An 18,082-nucleotide genomic window follows, 5' to 3' on the forward strand; every position below is an offset into this window, starting at 1 on the left:
GGCCGGGGACGGCCCGCGCCCCGGTTCGCGCCGAGCGGCGGAGGCACCGGTCAGGACAGCCGGGGTACGGCCGAGGCCGGTCAGGGCAGCCGGGGCAGGGCCGGCGGGCGGTGTTCGTACCAGCGGCGGTCGGCCTCCAGCTGGGCGGCCAGCGAGATCAGCCGCTCCTCGCTGCGGGAGGGGCCGAGCAGCTGGGCGCCGACCGGGAGACCGTCGGAGGTGAAGCCTGCGGGGACGTTGATCCCCGGCCAGCCCAGCACGTTCCAGGGCCAGGCGTACGGGCAGGCCTCCGTGATCGCGACGTCGGTGCGCCAGGCGCTCAGTCCGTCGAAGCTGCCGATGCGGGGCGGCGGGAGGGCGGTGGTCGGGGTGAGCAGCACGTCGAATCCCGATCCGGCCCGCCCGCGCGCGGGGTGGAACAGCGCGCCGATCCGCCGGTGCTGGCGCAGTTCGCGCTCCCTGGCCGCCCGTACCACCCGGCCACCGAGCCGGGTGCCGGTGCGCAGGGCGCTGCGGGTGCGCGCGTCCAGGAGCGCGGGGTCGGGGTGCCGTGCGGCGAGTTCCGCGATCCCCGCGGTGGCGCGGGGCACGAAGCCGAGGCCGATCAGCCCGTAGCGGGGGCGGGCCTCCTCGACGTGGTGGCCGAGCGCGGCCAGGGCCTCCGCGAGGGCGGCGACGGCGCGCCGTACCTCCGGGTGGGGCGCGGTCCTGGTCAGGGTGAGCGGCGGCCGCCAGGCGACGGCGATGCGCAGCCGGCCCGGTTCGCGGCGGGCGGCGGCGCGGGCCTCGACGGGCGGCGGGCGGTGCGGGTCGTCGGGGTGCGCCCCCGCGACGGCGTCCAGCAGAAGCGCGGCGTCCGCGACGGTCCTGGCGAGCGGCCCGTTGACGGTGAGGCCCTGGAAGGCGTCGCTGTGCGGGTGGACGGAGATCCGGCCGCGCTGCGGTTTGATGCCGACGAGGTGGGTCCAGGCGGCCGGGATGCGGACGGACCCGGCGCCGTCGGAGCCGAGCGCGGCGGGCACGAGACCGGCGGCGACGGCGGCCGCGGATCCGCCGGAGGAGCCGCCGGGGGTGTGGTCGGTGTTCCAGGGGTTGCGGGTGGCGCCGAAGGCCGGTCCCTCGGTGAACGGCCACTGGCCCAGTTCGCAGGAGTTGGTCTTCCCGACGATCACGGCCCCGGCGGCGCGCAGCCGGCGTACGGCCTCGCTGTCGGCGGTGGCGGCGGGCAGTTCCCCGGCGCAGCCGAAGTAGGTGGGCATCCCGGCGACATCGGTGTCGTCCTTGACGGCGACGGGCACTCCGAGGAGCGGCAGCCGTTCCCCGGCCGCCAGCCGGCGGTCGGCCTCGGCCGCCTCGGCGAGTGCGGCCGCTGCCCGCAGGTGCCGGAAGGCGTTGAGGGTGCCCTGGCTCGCCTCGATCCGGGCGAGGGCTTCGGAGACCAGCCGCGTGGCGGTGGTCCGCCCGTCCGCCAGGGCCCGTGCGCTGCTCGACAGCCCGGCCGGGACCGCCGCGTCCGTCTCGATGGGCTCCGCTGAGGACATGTGCTGCCCGCCTCCCTCGTGCCATCAGGTGCGCGCACCTGTCCGCCCGGTCGCTATTGGAGGGTAACGAGTCGTGGCGGTGCGCTCAACTGCTCGGCGGGGAGTGTCGGGTACGGCTTGCGGGAGCCGCGGTGCGGCGGCCGGACCGGGGCGTGGAGCCGGCCCGCGCCGACCCCACACCCCCACGGCCTCCGCCGACTACGGCTGCACCGTGATCTCACCGATTCCGGTGCCGAGCCCGGCGCAGTGCGCGGTCGACTGACCGGACTGGCCCGGGTTGAGCGTGACGTGTTCGCCGTCCACGTCCGGGGACCAGCCGCAGACCAGGTGCACCCAGAAGGTCTGCGTCGCGCCGCCGTTGTTCCGGCACAGCGCGTATCCGGTGTAGTCGTCGATGGCGTGCTTGCCCGTCTCGCAGGACAGCCCCGGGGGCGTCGCCGCCGGGGCCGCCGCCGTCGCGGCCAGTCCGGTGGAGGCCGCGAGCGCCGCGGTCAGGCCCGCGACGGCGGTGCTCCGCAGCATGGTCAGGGGCAGATTCCGCATGGTCTTCCTCATGGTTCCCTCTCGGTCGTGACGGACGGGCCGCCCTCGCGGACGCGCCTCACCCGCATAACCGGAATCGCCTCGGGACGTCACGCCGGGTACGCGTCCGGGTGCCGGTTCCTCCGTCGGGCGGCCGTCCCTGCCCCGGCGTACGCTCAGAAGACCCGGACCTGCGGGCCCGAGCCCGCGCACCCCCGCCATGACCCTTCGAGGAGGCGACGTGACCGGTCCACACCTCGGCACACGTCCGGCCGCATGGACCGCGGCGATCGTGCTCTCCGTCACCGGTGGCGGCCTCGTCGGCGGCGGCGTGGCACACGCGGACGACATCGACACCCTCACCGCCCAGCAGATCGCGGACCGCGCCCGCGACGCCCTGCTCGACGCGCACTCCATGCACCTGAGCACCCGAGGGGACCTCGGCGGGGGCAGTACGCCGGCGTCCCTGGACCTCACCCTGGACCGGAGCGGCAACTGCGACGGCTCGGTGGACCTCGGCAACAGCCAGGGCTCGGTACAGATCGTCAAGCGCGGCAACGACGTCTGGGTCAAGCCCGACGCGGACTTCTGGAAGAACCAGGTCCCGGACGGCGGCCAGGCCTTCGCCGCGATCCTGAACGGCCGCTACATGAGGGCCTCCGCCACCGACTCCCGGCTGCTCCCGCTGACGAAGACCTGCGATCTGGACACCTTCCAGAAGCTGGTCAGCGACAACGCGGACAACGAGGCGGGCACGCTCAACAAGGGTGCGAAGACCACGCTCGGCACGACAACGGTCGTACCGCTGACCAGGATCCGGGACGACGAGACGCTGGTCCTGTACGTGACGGCCACCGGAAAGCCGTACCCGCTGCGGCTCACCCTCCAGGGCGACGGGGCGGACGCGACCGTGAACTTCTCCGACTTCGACAAGCCGGTGCCCACCTCCACCCCGGCGCCGGACGACACCTTCGACATCAACGCCCTGCTGGGCCGCTCAACGGGGACGGCGTGAAGCCGTAAGTACCGCCATACACTGCGGGGCATTCCGTGCGCCGCGGACCTCGCGGAGATTCGACTTTTCAAATCCAAGAAGTGTGGGCTCCAGGATGCAGGGCACCCGAAGTTCTGAGAGCGCGTCACCGCACATATCGCGGAGACGCCGACCGACTCCACTGTTTCGTCGGTGGAGCGGGAAGAATCTCAATGAGGGAGCAATGCATGAGTGACAGCATCTGGGGCTACCAGCCGACTGCGGGCCACACGGCGGGCACTGACCTCATCGGATACAAGGTCGAGGCCACCGACGGAAGCATCGGCAAGGTCGACAAGCACTCGGACGACGTCAACTCCTCGTACCTCGTGGTTGACACGGGTGTCTGGATCTTCGGCAAGCACGTCTTGCTGCCGGCCGGTACGGTACGTACCGTCGACCAGGCCGAGCGCAAGATCTTCGTCGACCTGACGAAGGACCAGATCAAGGACTCCCCCGAGTTCGACAAGGAAAAGCACGTCGGTGACGCCGGATACCACGAGCAGGTCGGCGGCTACTACACGAGCCACCGCCGCTCCTGACATCGCGGCACCACCCACAAGCCGGGGCCGGCCAGCAGTTTCTGGCCGGCCCCTGCTTGTGCGGGAGCGGAAATCCCGTACTCCACACGCCGATGTCGATGGCGTTCCTTTTCCCTCCGCTTCAATCCCCGCCCTGCGGCCGGGACAAGGGGATCAGGGCGCCTTTTCTTTTATCACTCCCATGTCCGCGAGCATCACCCCCATATCCGCGAGACTGCCGTTCCGACGGAATGAATTCCATCGGTTCCACGCACGCCTGTTCGGGAGACTATTGAGTCCGACGTGCGCACGCGGCGGGCGTAGGGAGGTTCCGCGACAACCGAAAGGAGCGGCCGGACGTGATAACCACCACCGGTGCGGTCTACGCGTGTCTCGGCATCGGCGTCCTGCTCGCCGCGGTGCTGCCCAGACTGCTCTTCCGCCTGCCGGTCTCCGTTCCGATGGTGTTCCTCGCAGCGGGTACGGCCACGTACTTGCTTCCGCTGCCTCTTCCCTCGGTGGACCCCGTCACGGACCGGATCTGGGTGGAGCATCTCACCGAGCTGTGCGTCATCACTTCTCTGATGGGCGCGGGACTGGCCATCAACCGCCCCTTCGGGTGGCGGCAGTGGTCCACCACCTGGCGGCTGCTCGGACTGGCCATGCCCCTGACGATCGGTGCCACCGCCCTCGCCGCCTGGTGGCTGCTCGACTGGCCGCTGTCCGTCGCACTTCTGCTGGCGGCCGTGCTGGCACCGACTGACCCGGTACTCGCCTCCGAGGTGAGGGTCGGCGAACCGACGGACGCCGAGTACGACGAGGACGAGGTGCGCTTCGCGCTGACGAGCGAGGCCGGTCTCAATGACGGGCTCGCCTTCCCCTTCGTTCTGGCCGCCGTCGCGCTGGCGGCAGCAGGCGAGGGCGGGTCCACGGGCTGGATCCCGCACTGGGTCCTGAGCGACGTACTCCTCAGGATCGGCGTGGGCCTGGCGGTCGGCGTGGGCGCCGGCCTGCTGCTCGGGCGGATGGTCTTCCGCTCCGACACGCGATCCTTCCGGCTCTCCGAGAACGGCGGGGGCTTCGTGGCGCTGGGAGCGACGTTCGCCTCCTACGGCATCACCGAGTCCCTGCACGGTTACGGCTTTCTCGCCGTGTTCGTGACTGCCTGCACCCTGCGCAGGTTCGAGCACGGCCACGGCTATCACAAGGTCCTGCACGAGTTCACCGACCAGATCGAAAGGCTGCTGATGGCCGTCCTGCTCTTCGGAGTGGGCGCCTTCGTGGCCACGGGCGCGCTGAGCCACCTCACCTGGCGGGGCGCCGTCGTGGGCCTGCTCCTCCATCTGCTGATACGACCGGTGTCGGGGTGGTTCGCACAATTCGGCGGGCGGGGCGGCCGGAAGGAGCGTCTGGTCACCGCGTTCTTCGGGATCCGCGGCATCGGATCCCTCTTCTATCTCGCCTACGCCTGCGGCAGGGGCGGCTTCGGCGCGTACGAGAACGAGATGTGGTCGGTGGTGGTCTTCACCATTCTGGTGTCGGTCCTGCTCCATGGCGCCTCGGCGCCTCCGGTGATCGCCCACCTCGACCGGCTGGGCGACAACGCGCCACGGAGCCGGACCGGGTGACTGGCCGTCGCCCCGTTCATCCGTGTCGCGGGCTCAGACGTTCTCCCTCGGAACACTCTCGTTCCAGGTGCGGGAGAAGACCCTGCGGCCTCCCTCGTAGCCGTCCAGTGTGGCATCGACGTGAAACGCGTTCTCGTCCGACGTCAGGACAGTGCGCGTCTCCACCCGGATGTCCCAGGCGGGCCGCCTGAACCGCATCGTCCAGGCGGACTCGCCGCTCACCGAACCGAAGTCGTCCGCGACGGAGGTGTACCGCTCGACGGCCCGCAGCCCGACCTCGATCCCGTTCTCCTCGTACCGCTGAAGTCCGCGGTCCTTGATGATGTCGAGCGAGGAGTGGTAGTCGACCAGATTCCTCGACACGGTCCAGGCCTGTTCGGGCTCGGTCAGCTGCGTCACGTCCGCGGGTGCGCAGCCCTCGGGCTCGCCGAAGGGCTGCGGGGTCTCATCGTCCGGGGCGCTGGTGGGCCGGATCGGCAGGGTGAGGGAGCTGCCGTTCTCGTGGACGCTCAGGAGGGCGGGTTCGGGCGCCGGCCAGACCAGCGGCCAGTACGAGGTGGAGAGCGAGAGCCGGATGCGATGACCGGCCGGGAAGACCTGGGCGACCCCGTTGAGGGGAATGCGCACGCGGTACGCCCGGCCCGGTTCCAGCGGTTCCGGGCTGTCGCCCGCCCGGTGCGCGAGGTTGAGCACCCCGTAGGTCACCCTGGTCGCCCGGCCGTCGGCCGCCACGTCGGAGAGCCGGACGGTGATCTGTGCCGTCTCCTTGGGCGAGGACACCAGGAGTTCCACGGCGGGCGCGCCGAGGATCTCCACCCGCTCGGTCAGCGGCTCGGTGTCGAAGACGAGTGAGCCGCCGTCCTCCTCGCGCTGGTCGTAGGGCAGATCCGGTGGAGCGTTGTACGAGGCCCACTTCCCCGCGAACTGCCCGACCGAGAGCGGCGACTGCACCGTGTGGACCCGGCCCGCTGATTCGCCTTCCTCCGATGACGCGGGTTCCTCGTCGGCGCGCACGATGGTGCGGTCGCGCAGGGGATGCGACACCTCCTGGATGTGCGGAGAGGGCCAGCTCGGCTCCCCCACCCAGCGGCCCGGCCGCTCCTCGTAGGAGGTGGACGGCGGCACGCTCTCCTGCATCCAGGCGCGGATCATGGGTCCGTCCATCACGCCGTTGTCGACGCCCTTGAGCCAGTGGTCCCACCATCGGACCACCTCCTGCAGATAGCCGATGGCCGGTCCCGGCTCACCGAGGTGCGGCATCTTGTGCGACCAGGGCCCGATCAGGCCCTTGCGGGGCACCTGGACACGGCTCAGCAGCCGGGTGACGGCATTGGAGTACCCGTCCGCCCAGCCGCTGGAGGCCAGCACGGGGCAACGCAGGTGCTGATAGTTCTCGTTGAGCGAGGCGTGGCGCCAGTACTCGTCGCGGTGCTGGTGGCGCAGCCATTCGAGAACCCAGGGGTGGGCGGACGCCAGCCGTTCGTGCCACATGTCCCGCCAGCGCTCGCCGACCACGGCCGGATCGGGAGGACAGGTGGCGTAGGCGAACATCGTCCCGGCCTCGGCCAGGTTGTCGGACAGCATGGCGCCGCCGACGTAGTGCATGTCGTCCGCGTACCTGTCGTCCGTGAAGGACGCGATGACGATGGCGCCCAGACTCGGCGGCTGCCGGGCGGCGACCTGGAGCGCGGCGAACGCGCCCCAGGAGATACCCATCATTCCCGTGGTTCCGTCGCACCAGGGCCGCTCGGCGAGCCAGGCGAGCACTTCTTCGATGTCGCGCTGCTCTCGTTCCAGGTACTCGTCCAGCAGGACACCCTCTGACTCGCCCGTGCCGCGCAGGTCAACGCGTACGCAGGCGTAGCCGTGCCCGGCGATGTAGGGGTGGTGGATCGCGTCGCGCGTGGAGGTCAGATCGTTCTTCCGGTACGGAATGGCCTCCAGGATCGCCGGTGCCGGCTCCCGGTCGGAGCCGGCCGGGCGCCAGATCCTCGCTGACAGCCGGATCCCGTCCGACATCCTGATGGTGACGTGGTCCTCTCGCCCGACCTCATGGGGAAGCCGGTCGACGTATCGCATACCGATGGTGTGCTCCTTTCCTCTCCGGGGCCTCTTCACGACGTCTTCTGGTCACGGCCGCCCGGGGCGGTGTCGTCGAACGCGAGGCCCAGAGCGGCGACGCACTGGTCGAACTTGCGCCGCAGGCCCTCCTCGTCGTCCGCCCCGGTGAAGATGTGGGCGATCTCGTAGCTGTAGCTGTCCTGCTGGGACACGGAGGAGAGCTTCTGCCCCTCCGCGGGCACGACATCGATCCGGACCCCGGGTATCTCCCGCTCGATCGCCGCGAGCTCGTCAGGGGTGGGCACCTGGTGCACCGTCCCCTCCCCGAACCACCTGTAGTACCACTTGGCGGCCACGCCGTACGGGCCCTGCCCGCCGGGAAGGGCGGGGTCTTTCCCGAGTGCGAGGCTGATCATCCGGTGATGGTTGGGGGCGCCGTCGACGTAGTCGAACAACTCCGCGTGCGACTGGGAGTGCCGGGGATTGATCTCCAGCAGGCTGATGTCACCGGTCTTGGGGTCATAGAAGTACTCGATGCTGAAAGTGGCGGAGTCCATGCCTATCTGACGCATCGTCCGCTCGCTCACCTCGTGCAGTTTCCGGATCACCGACGGCGGCAGAGCGCTCGGGTACTGGTGACGCAGGAAGCAGGAGGAGCCGGAGTAGTTGATCGAGTCGAGTACCCCGTAGACGGTCACCTCCCCGTCGTTCACATATCCCTCGACCGCCACCTGGATGCCGGTCATCGCTTCCTCGGCCAGACAGACCTGGCCGCCCACTCCCGCCATCTCCGGCGGAAGTTCCAGGAGTTCCAGCACCTCGTTGAACGGCCTTCCGACCCGGTCGATGCCCTCACGGATCTTGTTCACGGCGGTACGGAACTCCGCCATGTCCGAGACTCCGTAAGCCAGTTCCGACGAGTACGCGAGGGCGGGCTTGAGCCACATGGGGAAGCCCACGCCTTCGGGCGGCTGAGGATCCGCGCTGTCCAGATCCACCATTCCGAACTTCGGGTACTCGTCGATCACCTTCTGCTGTTCCAGCCGGCTCCAGTACTTGTGCTCACACTTGACGACGGACTCAAGGCTCGTGGTGCGCGTGCCGTACTCGCTGCCGAGCATCGGCACGAGCGTGCTCACGGGGAAGTCCCAGTAGCCGACGATCGCGTCGATGCTGCCCTCGTGCGCGTCCAGGATCTCGCGGGCACGGCTCATCAGATCGGCCACCGAGACCTCGCCCTCCTGCAGCTCACTGATGCTCAGCAGAGGATGGAACCGGTACGTCTCGGATTCGGGGACGGATTCCAGGGTCGGCAGATTCGCCTCGTCCAGGCCGAGTATGAAGATGTTCTTCCGCTGTACGGGCACGGCGTGGTCCTTTCGTGGGGTCCACGGCGCGTACCCGCCGCACAGGTTCCAAACCGGCTCGCCCGGCCGGAGCCGTTGAAGCGGTCAGCCGGACAGGGCGGGGATGATCTCGGCGCCGTAGGCGTCGATGGTGGCCTCGCGGGCATCGTGCATGTTGTAGAGGGCGAACTGGTCGACGCCCAGGTCACGCAGGGCCCGGAGCTTCTCGATGTGCGCGGCCGGCGGTCCCAGCAGGCAGAACCGGTCGACGATCTCGTCCGGTACGAAGGTCGTGTCGGGGTTTCCGGCGCGGCCGTGGTGGCTGTAGTCGTAGCCCGCGCGTTCCGCGATGTACGCGGTCAGCGCCTCCGGGACGAGACCGGAGTGTTCGCCGTACCGGCTGACCAGGTCGGCCACGTGGTTGCCGACCATCCCGCCGAACCAGCGGCACTGCTCGCGGGCGTGGTCGAGATCGTCGCCCACGTAGGCGGGTGCGGCGACGCAGATGGTGACGGAATCGGGGTCACGGCCCGCCTCCGCGGCCGCGTCCCGGACCGCCTTGATCATCCATTCGGTGAGGAAGGGGTCCGCGAGCTGGAGGATGAAGCCGTCGGCCTTCTGCCCGGCCAGTGCGAGCGCCTTGGGCCCGTAGGCGGCCATCCAGACGGGCAGCCGGCCGTCCTTGATCCAGGGGATCTGGATCGGCTGCCCGTCGACCACGGCCTCGCGTCCCTCCGCGAGGTCGCGGATGGCGTCCATCGCCTCGCCCAGCCTGGCCAGCGTGTTGGGGCTGCGGCCCGCCACCCGCATCGCGGAGTCGCCGCGGCCGATGCCGCAGACCGTCCGGTTGCCGTACATGTCGTTGAGGGTGGCGAACGTGGAGGCGGTGACCTCCCAGGTCCGGGTGGAGGGGTTGGTGACCATGGGCCCGACCACGAGCCGGTCGGTGTGTTCGAGGATGCGGCTGTAGATGACGAAGGGCTCCTGCCAGAGCACCGCGGAGTCGAACGTCCAGCCGTAGCGGAAGCCGTTGCGCTCGGCGCGGCGCATCAGGCCGACGACGGCAGAGGCGGGCGGGTCGGTCTGCAGGACGAGTCCGAAGTCCATGCCGGATGCTCCTAGTTGAGGTACTGACAGGTGGCGCGCGGGGTGTACATGCCGTGACCGGCGCGGCCGGTGAAGGTGCGGCGGTCGATGACGACCTCACCGCGCGAGAGCACGGTCTCCACCTGGCCGGTGAGCCGCTTGCCCTCGTACGCCGAGTAGTCGACGTTCATGTGGTGGGTCTCGGCGGAGATGGTCTGCTCCGCGGCCGGGTCGTAGATGACGATGTCGGCGTCGGCCCCGGGCGCGATGGTGCCCTTCTTGGGGTAGAGGCCGAACATCCGGGCCGGTGAGGCGCAGGCGATCTCGATCCAGCGGCGGCGCGAGATGTGGCCGTCGACGACCGCCTGGTGCAGGAGGTCCATCCGGTTCTCGACGCCCGGCATGCCGTTGGGGATCTTCGAGAAGTCGCCGCGGCCCATCTCCTTCTGCCCGGAGAAGCAGAAGGGGCAGTGGTCGGTGGAGACGACCTGGAGCTCGTTGTTCCGCAGGCCCCGCCAGAGCGCCTCCTGGTGCTCCCTGGGCCGCAGCGGTGTGGAGCAGACGTACTTGGCGCCCTCGAAGTCCGGCTCCGCGAGGTTGTCGGTGGAGAGGAAGAGGTACTGCGGGCAGGTCTCGCCGAAGGCGGGCAGTCCCTTGTGCCGGGCGGCCGCGACCTCGGCTACGGCCTCGTCGGCGGAGACGTGCACGATGTACAGCGGGGCCCCGGCTACGCGGGCGAGCTGGATGGCGCGGTGGGTCGCCTCCGCCTCCAGCGCCACCTTGCGTACGTCTCCGTGGTAGCGCGGATCGGTGCGGCCCTCGGCCAGCGCCTGCTCGACCAGGACATCGATGGCGATGCCGTTCTCCGCGTGCATCATGATCAGGCCGCCGTTGGACTCGGCCCGCTGCATGGCGCGCAGGATCTGGCCGTCGTCGCTGTAGAAGACGCCGGGGTAGGCCATGAACAGCTTGAAGGAGGTGACGCCCTCCGCCACCAGCAGGTCCATCTCCTTGAGCGAGGAGGCGTTCACGTCCGCGAGGATCATGTGGAACGCGTAGTCGATGGCGCAGTTGCCGTCCGCCTTCGCGTACCAGGCGTCGAGCCCCTCGCGCAGGGAGCGCCCCACGGACTGGATGGCGAAGTCGACGATGGTGGTGGTGCCGCCCCAGGCCGCCGCCCGGGTCCCGGTCTCGAAGGTGTCCGCGGCGTAGGTGCCGCCGAACGGCATCTCCATGTGGGTGTGCGCGTCGACACCGCCCGGGATGACGTATTTTCCGGTGGCGTCGATGGTCCGCTCTGCGGTCCAGCTCGCTGCGGCGTCGGTGCCGTGCGCGGCGAGGGCGGCGACGCGGCCGCCCTCGACGAGTACATCGGCGTGGATCTCGTCGGATGCGGTGACGACGAGGCCGCCGTGGATGACGGTGCGGCTCATGTACCCCTCCTCACTGTGGCGGAACGGGTCTACGCACGTAGACCCGTGCGTGGTGAAGAACGTAGAAGTGGGTTGCCCACTGTGGCAATACCGCTGCGGTCAACCGCTGAAGACGTTTCCGTTTCATCCGTCCGGCACTCCACCGGCCCAGCGCGGCACCCCGCGCCCGGCACCGGACGGGCGAGTGCAGCGAGTCCGTGCGGGGGAACCCACCGGGCGGCGGGCGGCAGTTCGTCCCGGATCCGGGAGACGGTCGCCTAGCTTCGCTCCATGATCAGACACGCCGTCATCGCCTCCGCCACCGCTCTGTGCGCCTTCCTTGCCGCCGCTCCCCCGGCCGCCACGGCTCCCGGCCCGTCCGACGGCTGGCAGCGGGTCGGCTCCGGCACCCTGGGCGGAGTGAGCGGCATGGCGCTCGTCGAGGGCGCGCCGGTGGCCCAGGGCCTGGCCGACGCGGTTGTCGTACGGGACAACCAGGGGGACCGCGAGAGCCGGGTGGCGACGCTGCGTCTGCGGCCCGGCCACGCACCGGCCGTCCGCGAACTCCCCTGGTTCGGCGTGCTCCCCGCCGGCCTGGAGGCGCTCGACGCGGTGCCCGGCCGCCCCGGTCACTACATCGCCGTGGCCGGCAGGGGCGAGGCGTACCACATCGTCGTGGCGGACGGCCGGGCCGTGGTCCTGGGCGGCCCCGTCGCGCTGCCGGGCCAGCACGACGGGGACAGCTACGAGGGCTTCGCGCTGTACCGCGACCGGTCGGGCCGGACCTTCGCCGTATGGGCGACGCGGGGCAGCGGCCCCCGCCCGGCCGTAGTGAGAGCCGCCTCGGTGCGCGTCGGCGCGCACGGTCCGGAATTCGGCACCGTCACGGCCCGGCAGGAGTTCGCCGTACCGTTCCCGAACGAGGACGAGGTCCGGCACGCCAGCGACCTGAAGGTCCTCTCCGACGGCACCGTCATGGTCTCTTCGGTCTCTGATCCCCAGGTGGACGACGGGCCGTTCGCCTCCGCCGTCTACGAAGCCGGCCGGCTCACCGTGAACGTGGCCCATGACGCGGTGCTGCGTCTGAAGCCCAAGAACGACCTCGTCCCGTTCGCCCTCTTCACCAAGCGGGACAACCGGAAGATCGAGGCCATCGCCTTCGGGCCGGGCAGTCAGGCCGTATGGGGCACCGACGACGAGAACTACGGAGGCTCCGTGGAGTTCGACCGCGTCGGGCGGTAGCCGGCGGTCCGAAGAGGGGCCCCGCAAGGCGCCGGACCGCCGGCGCCCCCTCACCAGGTCACTCCGCTGCCCGCAGCGCGTCGGCGAGGATCGCCGCACCCTCCTCCGCCTCCGGGATGGAGAGCGAGAGGGGCGGGGCGATACGCAGCACACTGGTGTTGTGGCCGCCGCCCTTGCCGATGAGCAGCCCGCCCTCGCGGGCCGCCTCCAGAACGGCAGAGGCCGCTTCCGGGTTCGCCTCATCCGTGCCGGGCTTCACCAGCTCGATGCCGATCATCAACCCCCGCCCGCGTACCTCCCGTACCGACTCGGAACCGGCCGCGATGGCCCGCAGCCGCTCGGTGAGCAGTCCGCCGACCCGGCGGGCGTTGCCCTGGAGGTCGTGTTCGAGGAGGTACGAGAGGTTGGCGAGACCGGCCGCCATGGTGACCGGCGAACCGCCGAACGTCGAGATCGAGTTGGCGTCCAGGCAGTTCATGACGTCGGCGCGGGCGATGACGCCTCCGATCGACATGCCGTTGCCGATGCCCTTGGCGAACGTGACGATGTCCGGCGGACCGTTCTCCGCGTGGGCCTGCCAGCCCCAGAAGTGCTCCCCGGTCCGCCCCCAGCCGGTCTGTACCTCGTCGGAGATCCACAGAATGCCGTGCCGGTCGAGGACTTCGCGGAACGCCGCGTACAGGCCGTCGGGCGGTGAGGTGAAGCCGCCCACGCCCTGGATGGGCTCCGCGATCAGTGCGGCGGCGTCCCTGGTGTGGCCGAGCAGGTCCTCCAGGTCCGCCACACAGGCCGCGATGAACTCCTCGTCGCTCAGGTGCGCGTAGGGTCCGCGGCTGCGGACACCCCCGTGCACGTACAGCGTCTGGAGCGGGGACAGGGCCGTGGGCGACCAGGCGTGGTTGCCGGTGATGGAGACGGCTGAGAAGGACCGGCCGTGGTAGCTGTTGCGCATCGCGAGGATCTGGTTGGACCTGCGGTACGCGGTGGCGAGCAGCAGCGCCGTGTCATTGGCCTCGGTGCCCGAGGTGGTGAAGAAGACCCGGGCGTCCGGGATGCCGGAGAGGCTGACCACGCGCTCGGCGAGCTCGACCATCGGCCGGTTCAGGTAGAGCGTGGAGGAGTGGATGATCCGCCCGGCCTGCTCGGTGACCGCCTTGGTGACCTCGGGCAGCGCGTGGGCGGTCATGGTGGTGAGGATGCCGCCGAAGAAGTCGAGGTACCGGTTGCCGTCCGCGTCCCAGACGTGGCGGCCCTCGCCGTGGGTGATCTCCAGCGGATGCCGGTAGTAGAGGGCCAGCCAGTCCGGGCTGACGGCGAGATGGCGGTGGTGCAGGCTGCTCACGGCTCGACCAGTCCCTCGTACGCGTCGGGGCGGCGGTCCCGGTAGAACGCCCACTGCTGGCGGACCTCGTCGATCAGGCCGAAGTCGAGGTCACGGACGAGCAGTTCCTCTTCCTTGTCGCTGGCCACATCGCCGACGAACTGGCCCCGGGGGTCGACGAAGTAGCTGGTGCCGTAGAAGTCGTTGTCGCCGTACTCCTCCTGGCCGACGCGGTTGATCGCGGCGACGAAGTACTCGTTGGCGACGGCGGACGCGGGCTGTTCCAGCTGCCAGAGATAGCCGGACAGTCCCCGTGAGGTCGCGGACGGGTTGTACACCAACTGGGCTCCGTTGAGCCCGAGTTGGCGCCACCCCTCGGGGAAGTGCCGGTCGTAGCAGATGTAGACGCCGACCTTGCCGACCGCCGTGTCGAAGACCGGCCAGCCGACGTTGCCGGGCTTGAAGTAGTACTTCTCCCAGAACCCCTTGACCTGCGGGATGTGGTGCTTGCGGTACTTGCCGAGATACGAGCCGTCGGCGTCGATCACGGCGGCGGTGTTGTAGTAGAAACCGGACTGCTCGACCTCGAAGACCGGGACCACGATCACCATGCCGGTCTCCCGGGCCAGTTCCCGCATCCGCCGCACGGTCGGCCCCTCGGGCACGGCCTCGGCCCAGCGGTAGTGCTCGGGTTCCTGCACCTGGCAGAAGTAGGGGGCGTTGAACACCTCCTGGAACCCGATGATCTTCGCCCCCTGGCGGGCTGCCTCGCGGGCATGTTCCTCATGCTTGGCGATCATGGATTCGGTGTCGCCGGTCCAGGTCGCCTGGACGAGTGCGGCGCGTACGACGTGGGACATGAGCTGCTCCTTCGACGCGGCGTCAGAGAGCCTCTTGGCAGTTTCTACGCCCGTAGACACGTGCGTAGGAGGAGAACGTAAGCCCCGTCACACAGCGGGGCAAGACCATCGCCGTGAACCAGCGGAGTCGATCATGTTTCGCACCCGTGCGGTCCAGCCCGGGGAGCGCGCGGGGATCGGCCGGGTGGCCTAGGGCCTCTCGTTTGGATCAGGCCGGATGAGGGAGCGGGGTCTGGTGCGTGCAGCTGCAAGGCGGAGGATTGAGGCAAATGGGGTCTCCCCTGCTCGAACGAAGTTGAGAGCTTGGGGAAGGAGCGTTGGTGATTGACGACAACGCCGCAGATGCGCGCACCAGACCCCGCGAGCCCGGCCTGATCCAAACGAGAGGCCCTAGGAGCCGCACGGCCCCTAACCGATGCCCGCGACCCTCAGCGCGTGGACCACGTCCCGCTCCCGCGCCTGTGACACCCCCCGGGCCGCCGCCAGCAGCTGCGGTACGAGGCGGCGCGGATCACTCTCTGCGACCCTGGCCGCGTCCTGCGGTGTCCGGACCCGGACGAAGGCGCCGAGCAGCGCCTGCGCCTGGGGGCCCCGGCCGGCCCGGTCGAGGGCGGTCACGGCGTCGGCGATCTCGGCGGCGGGACGCGCCACGCCCTGGCGCAGCAGCCGGTCGCAGTCCTCCGGCCGCCCCGCCTCGGACAGCGCGGCGGCCGCTGCCGCGAGTGCGGCCGGAGGCAGCGAGGAGACCTCCCACAGCAGAGTGGCCCAGTCCGCGTCGAGCCCCGCCCGCTGGAGCTCGGCCGCGAGCACCGGCAACCGCTCTGCGGGCCGGCCCGCCGCCTCGCAGAGCACCCCGTGCGCCTCCCCGCTGCGGCCCTCCGTCCGCAGCCGGAGCAGCGCCGCGACGGTGTTCCGGGCGGCCTTCACCGCCTCGGGGTCCACGGGGGCCGCTGCGGGGCCCGTCTCCACGCCGGGCGCCCCGCCGAACCGGGCGCCGCGCGGCACGGCGGCCGCGACCGGCGGCACGGGCAGGACGGGCACCACGGACGCGGGGTTCTCCTCGTCCGCGTCCAGACCGGCGAACCGGGCCCCGCGGAGCCTTCTGCGCACGGGCGCGGCGGGGGCGGCAGCGGCATCCGGAGCCGGGGCGCGGACGGCAGCAGGGCCGGACGCGGGATCCGGAGCCGGGGCGGGCGGCTCGGGGGCCGCGGCGGGCGCGGGCGCAGCGGGGGCCAGGGCGGACGGCAGCGGCAAGGTCTCGGGGGCGGCGTCCCGTACCGCGACCAGGCGCCGGCGCAGCTCCGCGCAGCGGGCCGAGGCGCGTTCGTGGTCGTCGCGGGCCCAGGCGGCCGCCTGGGCGTCCAGGGCGCCCGCCGCCCCGCCCTCGTGGACCGTACGCAGCCGTTGGGCGGCATGTGCCTGCTCCCGCAGCATCAGCTCCAGTCGCTCCACGAGCTGCTGCCGCCCGCCGGGGCGCCGGTCGTGGGCGGCGGCCGAGGTGGCGTGGAGCTCGGCGGCCCGGACCGACTCCCGTCCGGCGAACACGTCGCCGCGTACCGTCGCGAGATCCACCAGGAGCGAATCCACCACATCCCAGGGCGGGATCTCCGCGCCCTCCAGACAGGCCCGCATCCCTTCCGGATCGCGTTCGCTGAAGACGCCGTACCAGCCCCGGGCGGGATCGAGCAACCGTGTCAGGTACCGCAGGTAGTGCGCGAACTCGCCCAGGGACACCGCATGTTGATGCACTGTCATTTCCACCTTCGACCGCCGTCGGCTGGAACCTTCCAGTCCGCAGGCATTCGACCGCAGGCGTGTTACGGGACGGCTACGCGCGCTTTTCGGTACCGGTGCGGGCGCTGCGCGGCCTCAGCCGCGTGCGCCGTACGCGTACGGCTTTCAGAAGGTGATGGCGATCCCGGTGTGCGGCCGCTTGCCGAGCCGGAAGACCAGCGCCGGGTAGTCGAGCAGCCAGTACTTCCAGGTGTACTTGCGGCCGATGGCCTTGCGCACTGCGCTCATGTCCTTGGCGTCGACCAGCCGGCCGGTCCCCTCCGCGCTCGGGGCACCCTCCGCGATCCGGCCGCGGACGTCACAGACGGTGACGAGGACGCGGGGGTCTTTGCGCAGCCGCTTGACCTTCCATGAATCGGCCTTGGTCCAGATGAGCAGTTCGCCCCCGGCCGCGGCCGCCCAGACCGGGGTGGCGACGGGCGTCCCGTCCTTCCGGTACGTGGTGAGGCTGACGTACTCACTGCGCGCGAAATCCTGGAGACTCATGGCGCAACCTTACGCACCCCGCGCCCCGGTCCGCCGCACGGCAGCCAATCCCCAACACCCCTGCGGCACTAGGCCGTGTCTGACACATACCGCCTGGCTTGCGGCGCTATTTGACACGGCCTAGCTTGCCAGCGGAACGGCGGCCGGTTCCGGCGCGCAGCGCAGGAGCAGTTCGTCCATCGAGAGGCCGAGCACACCGGCCAGCGCCGCGACGGTGAAGAAGGCGGGGGTGGGGGCGCGGCCGGTCTCGATCTTCCGGAGCGTCTCGGCCGAGATTCCGGCGCTGCGGGCGATGTCGACCATGCTGCGGCGGCCGCGCGCCTCGCGGATCAGACGGCCGAGCCGCTCGCCGCGCAGGTGCTCTTCCGGGGTCAGGGGTGTTCGTACCATGCCGTCATTCTAATACCGCCCGAACCGGTATAGTAATTGGCATGGTGCAACTCAAGACAGACACGTCCATCGAAGCCATGCGTGAGGCCGGCCGGGTCGTGGCGCAGGTGCTCGCAGCCGCCCGGGACGCGGCGGCACCCGGCGTCTCGCTGCGTGAACTCGACGAGGTGGCCCGCGACGTCCTGCGCGGGGCGGGCGCCGGATCCCCCTTCCTGAACTACCGGCCGGACTTCGCCCCGGTCCCGTTCCCCGGCGTGATCTGCACATCCGTCAACGACGCGGTCGTGCACGGAATCCCGACGGACCTGCGGCTGCGCGACGGCGACCTGCTGAGCGTCGACGCGGGCGCGACGCTCGACGGCTGGGTCGGGGACTCGGCGATCAGCTTCACCGTCGGCCGCGCCCGGCCCGCGGACACCCGGCTGATCGAGACGGCGTTCGCGGCTCTGAACACGGGCATCGCGGCGGCCGTCGTCGGCAACCGGATCGGGGACATCTCGCACGCGATCGGCCAGGTCTGCCGCACGGCCGGCTACGGCATCCTGGAGGGGTTCGGCGGTCACGGCGTGGGCCGGTCCATACACGAGGACCCGGGCGTCCCCAACGAGGGACGACCGGGCCGCGGGATGCCGTTGCGGCACGGCATGGTGCTGGCCATCGAACCGATGCTGCTCGGCGGCGGCCTGGACACCTTCCGCACCGACCCGGACGGCTGGACGCTGCACACGTCCGACGGCAGCAGGGCCGCCCACGCCGAGCACACGGTGGCGATCACGGACGACGGCCCCAGGATCCTGACCGCGCCGTGACGGCCACCGAGGGAGGGCCGCCGGACGGTG

General features: G+C 70.7%; 16 protein-coding genes. 5 read left to right on the plus strand and 11 right to left on the minus strand.

The window, feature by feature from the left end; genetic code table 11:
- Nucleotides 1-80: 80 nt before the first annotated feature.
- Entirely contained in the window at nucleotides 81-1,541 is a 1,461-nt protein-coding gene (locus ACZ601_RS04575) for an amidase (RefSeq protein WP_469532858.1), read from the minus strand.
- A 198-nt stretch (nucleotides 1,542-1,739) separates the two neighbouring features.
- A complete protein-coding gene (locus tag ACZ601_RS04580; RefSeq protein WP_469532861.1) occupies nucleotides 1,740-2,084 on the minus strand; it encodes a hypothetical protein in 345 nt (114 codons plus the stop codon).
- A gap of 220 nt (nucleotides 2,085-2,304) precedes the next feature.
- Between ACZ601_RS04580 and ACZ601_RS04585 the strand changes: the two genes are divergently transcribed.
- From ACZ601_RS04585 to ACZ601_RS04595, 3 genes are all read left to right on the plus strand, one after another.
- Nucleotides 2,305-3,078 carry a hypothetical protein gene (locus ACZ601_RS04585; protein ID WP_469532863.1) on the plus strand — a complete coding sequence of 258 codons (774 nt, stop codon included), beginning with the start codon at nucleotides 2,305-2,307 and terminating at the stop codon, nucleotides 3,076-3,078.
- Nucleotides 3,079-3,284: 206 nt separating this feature from the next.
- Nucleotides 3,285-3,638: a PRC-barrel domain-containing protein gene (locus tag ACZ601_RS04590; protein WP_469532866.1), complete on the plus strand. Its 354-nt coding sequence runs from the start codon at nucleotides 3,285-3,287 to the stop codon at nucleotides 3,636-3,638.
- A gap of 341 nt (nucleotides 3,639-3,979) precedes the next feature.
- Nucleotides 3,980-5,245, plus strand: coding sequence for a cation:proton antiporter (locus tag ACZ601_RS04595; protein WP_440576175.1), 1,266 nt, complete (start codon nucleotides 3,980-3,982; stop codon nucleotides 5,243-5,245).
- Between the two features lie 33 nt (nucleotides 5,246-5,278).
- Here ACZ601_RS04595 and ACZ601_RS04600 read toward each other — a convergent pair whose 3' ends face one another.
- From ACZ601_RS04600 to hydA, 4 genes are all read right to left on the minus strand, one after another.
- A complete protein-coding gene (locus ACZ601_RS04600) occupies nucleotides 5,279-7,324 on the minus strand; it encodes a CocE/NonD family hydrolase (protein WP_469532869.1) in 2,046 nt (681 codons plus the stop codon).
- A gap of 35 nt (nucleotides 7,325-7,359) precedes the next feature.
- Complete coding sequence (locus tag ACZ601_RS04605) at nucleotides 7,360-8,673, minus strand: ATP-grasp domain-containing protein (RefSeq protein WP_469532871.1); 1,314 nt, start codon at nucleotides 8,671-8,673, stop codon at nucleotides 7,360-7,362.
- An 84-nt stretch (nucleotides 8,674-8,757) separates the two neighbouring features.
- A complete protein-coding gene (locus ACZ601_RS04610; protein WP_440576164.1) occupies nucleotides 8,758-9,759 on the minus strand; it encodes a TIGR03842 family LLM class F420-dependent oxidoreductase in 1,002 nt (333 codons plus the stop codon).
- A gap of 11 nt (nucleotides 9,760-9,770) precedes the next feature.
- Nucleotides 9,771-11,171, minus strand: a complete 1,401-nt coding sequence (gene hydA, locus ACZ601_RS04615) for a dihydropyrimidinase (RefSeq protein ID WP_469532874.1) — start codon at nucleotides 11,169-11,171, stop codon at nucleotides 9,771-9,773.
- Between the two features lie 270 nt (nucleotides 11,172-11,441).
- On the opposite strand from hydA, the gene ACZ601_RS04620 reads away from it, so the two are divergent.
- On the plus strand, nucleotides 11,442-12,392 hold the full coding sequence (locus ACZ601_RS04620) for a hypothetical protein (protein WP_469532877.1): 951 nt from the start codon (nucleotides 11,442-11,444) through the stop codon (nucleotides 12,390-12,392).
- Between the two features lie 58 nt (nucleotides 12,393-12,450).
- Here ACZ601_RS04620 and ACZ601_RS04625 read toward each other — a convergent pair whose 3' ends face one another.
- The 5 genes from ACZ601_RS04625 to ACZ601_RS04645 form a co-directional block, all read right to left on the minus strand.
- Complete coding sequence (locus ACZ601_RS04625) at nucleotides 12,451-13,734, minus strand: aspartate aminotransferase family protein (RefSeq protein WP_469532879.1); 1,284 nt, start codon at nucleotides 13,732-13,734, stop codon at nucleotides 12,451-12,453.
- Nucleotides 13,731-14,573 carry a nitrilase-related carbon-nitrogen hydrolase gene (locus ACZ601_RS04630; RefSeq protein ID WP_311302254.1) on the minus strand — a complete coding sequence of 281 codons (843 nt, stop codon included), beginning with the start codon at nucleotides 14,571-14,573 and terminating at the stop codon, nucleotides 13,731-13,733. Before ACZ601_RS04630 ends, ACZ601_RS04625 begins: the two co-directional genes overlap by 4 nt.
- Before the next feature lie 408 nt (nucleotides 14,574-14,981).
- Complete coding sequence (locus tag ACZ601_RS04635; RefSeq protein ID WP_469532882.1) at nucleotides 14,982-16,328, minus strand: hypothetical protein; 1,347 nt, start codon at nucleotides 16,326-16,328, stop codon at nucleotides 14,982-14,984.
- Nucleotides 16,329-16,472: 144 nt separating this feature from the next.
- Nucleotides 16,473-16,853 (minus strand): PPOX class F420-dependent oxidoreductase, encoded by a 381-nt coding sequence (locus tag ACZ601_RS04640; RefSeq protein ID WP_440578543.1) that lies wholly within the window; start codon nucleotides 16,851-16,853, stop codon nucleotides 16,473-16,475.
- A gap of 120 nt (nucleotides 16,854-16,973) precedes the next feature.
- Nucleotides 16,974-17,243 (minus strand): helix-turn-helix domain-containing protein, encoded by a 270-nt coding sequence (locus tag ACZ601_RS04645; protein ID WP_440578542.1) that lies wholly within the window; start codon nucleotides 17,241-17,243, stop codon nucleotides 16,974-16,976.
- Nucleotides 17,244-17,284: 41 nt separating this feature from the next.
- On the opposite strand from ACZ601_RS04645, the gene map reads away from it, so the two are divergent.
- The gene (gene map / locus ACZ601_RS04650; protein ID WP_469532886.1) at nucleotides 17,285-18,052 is read left to right on the plus strand and encodes a type I methionyl aminopeptidase; all 768 of its coding nucleotides are present in this window, start codon (nucleotides 17,285-17,287) and stop codon (nucleotides 18,050-18,052) included.
- The last annotated feature ends 30 nt before the right edge of the window (nucleotides 18,053-18,082 follow it).

The organism is Streptomyces sp. NPDC104307, from assembly GCF_055584045.1.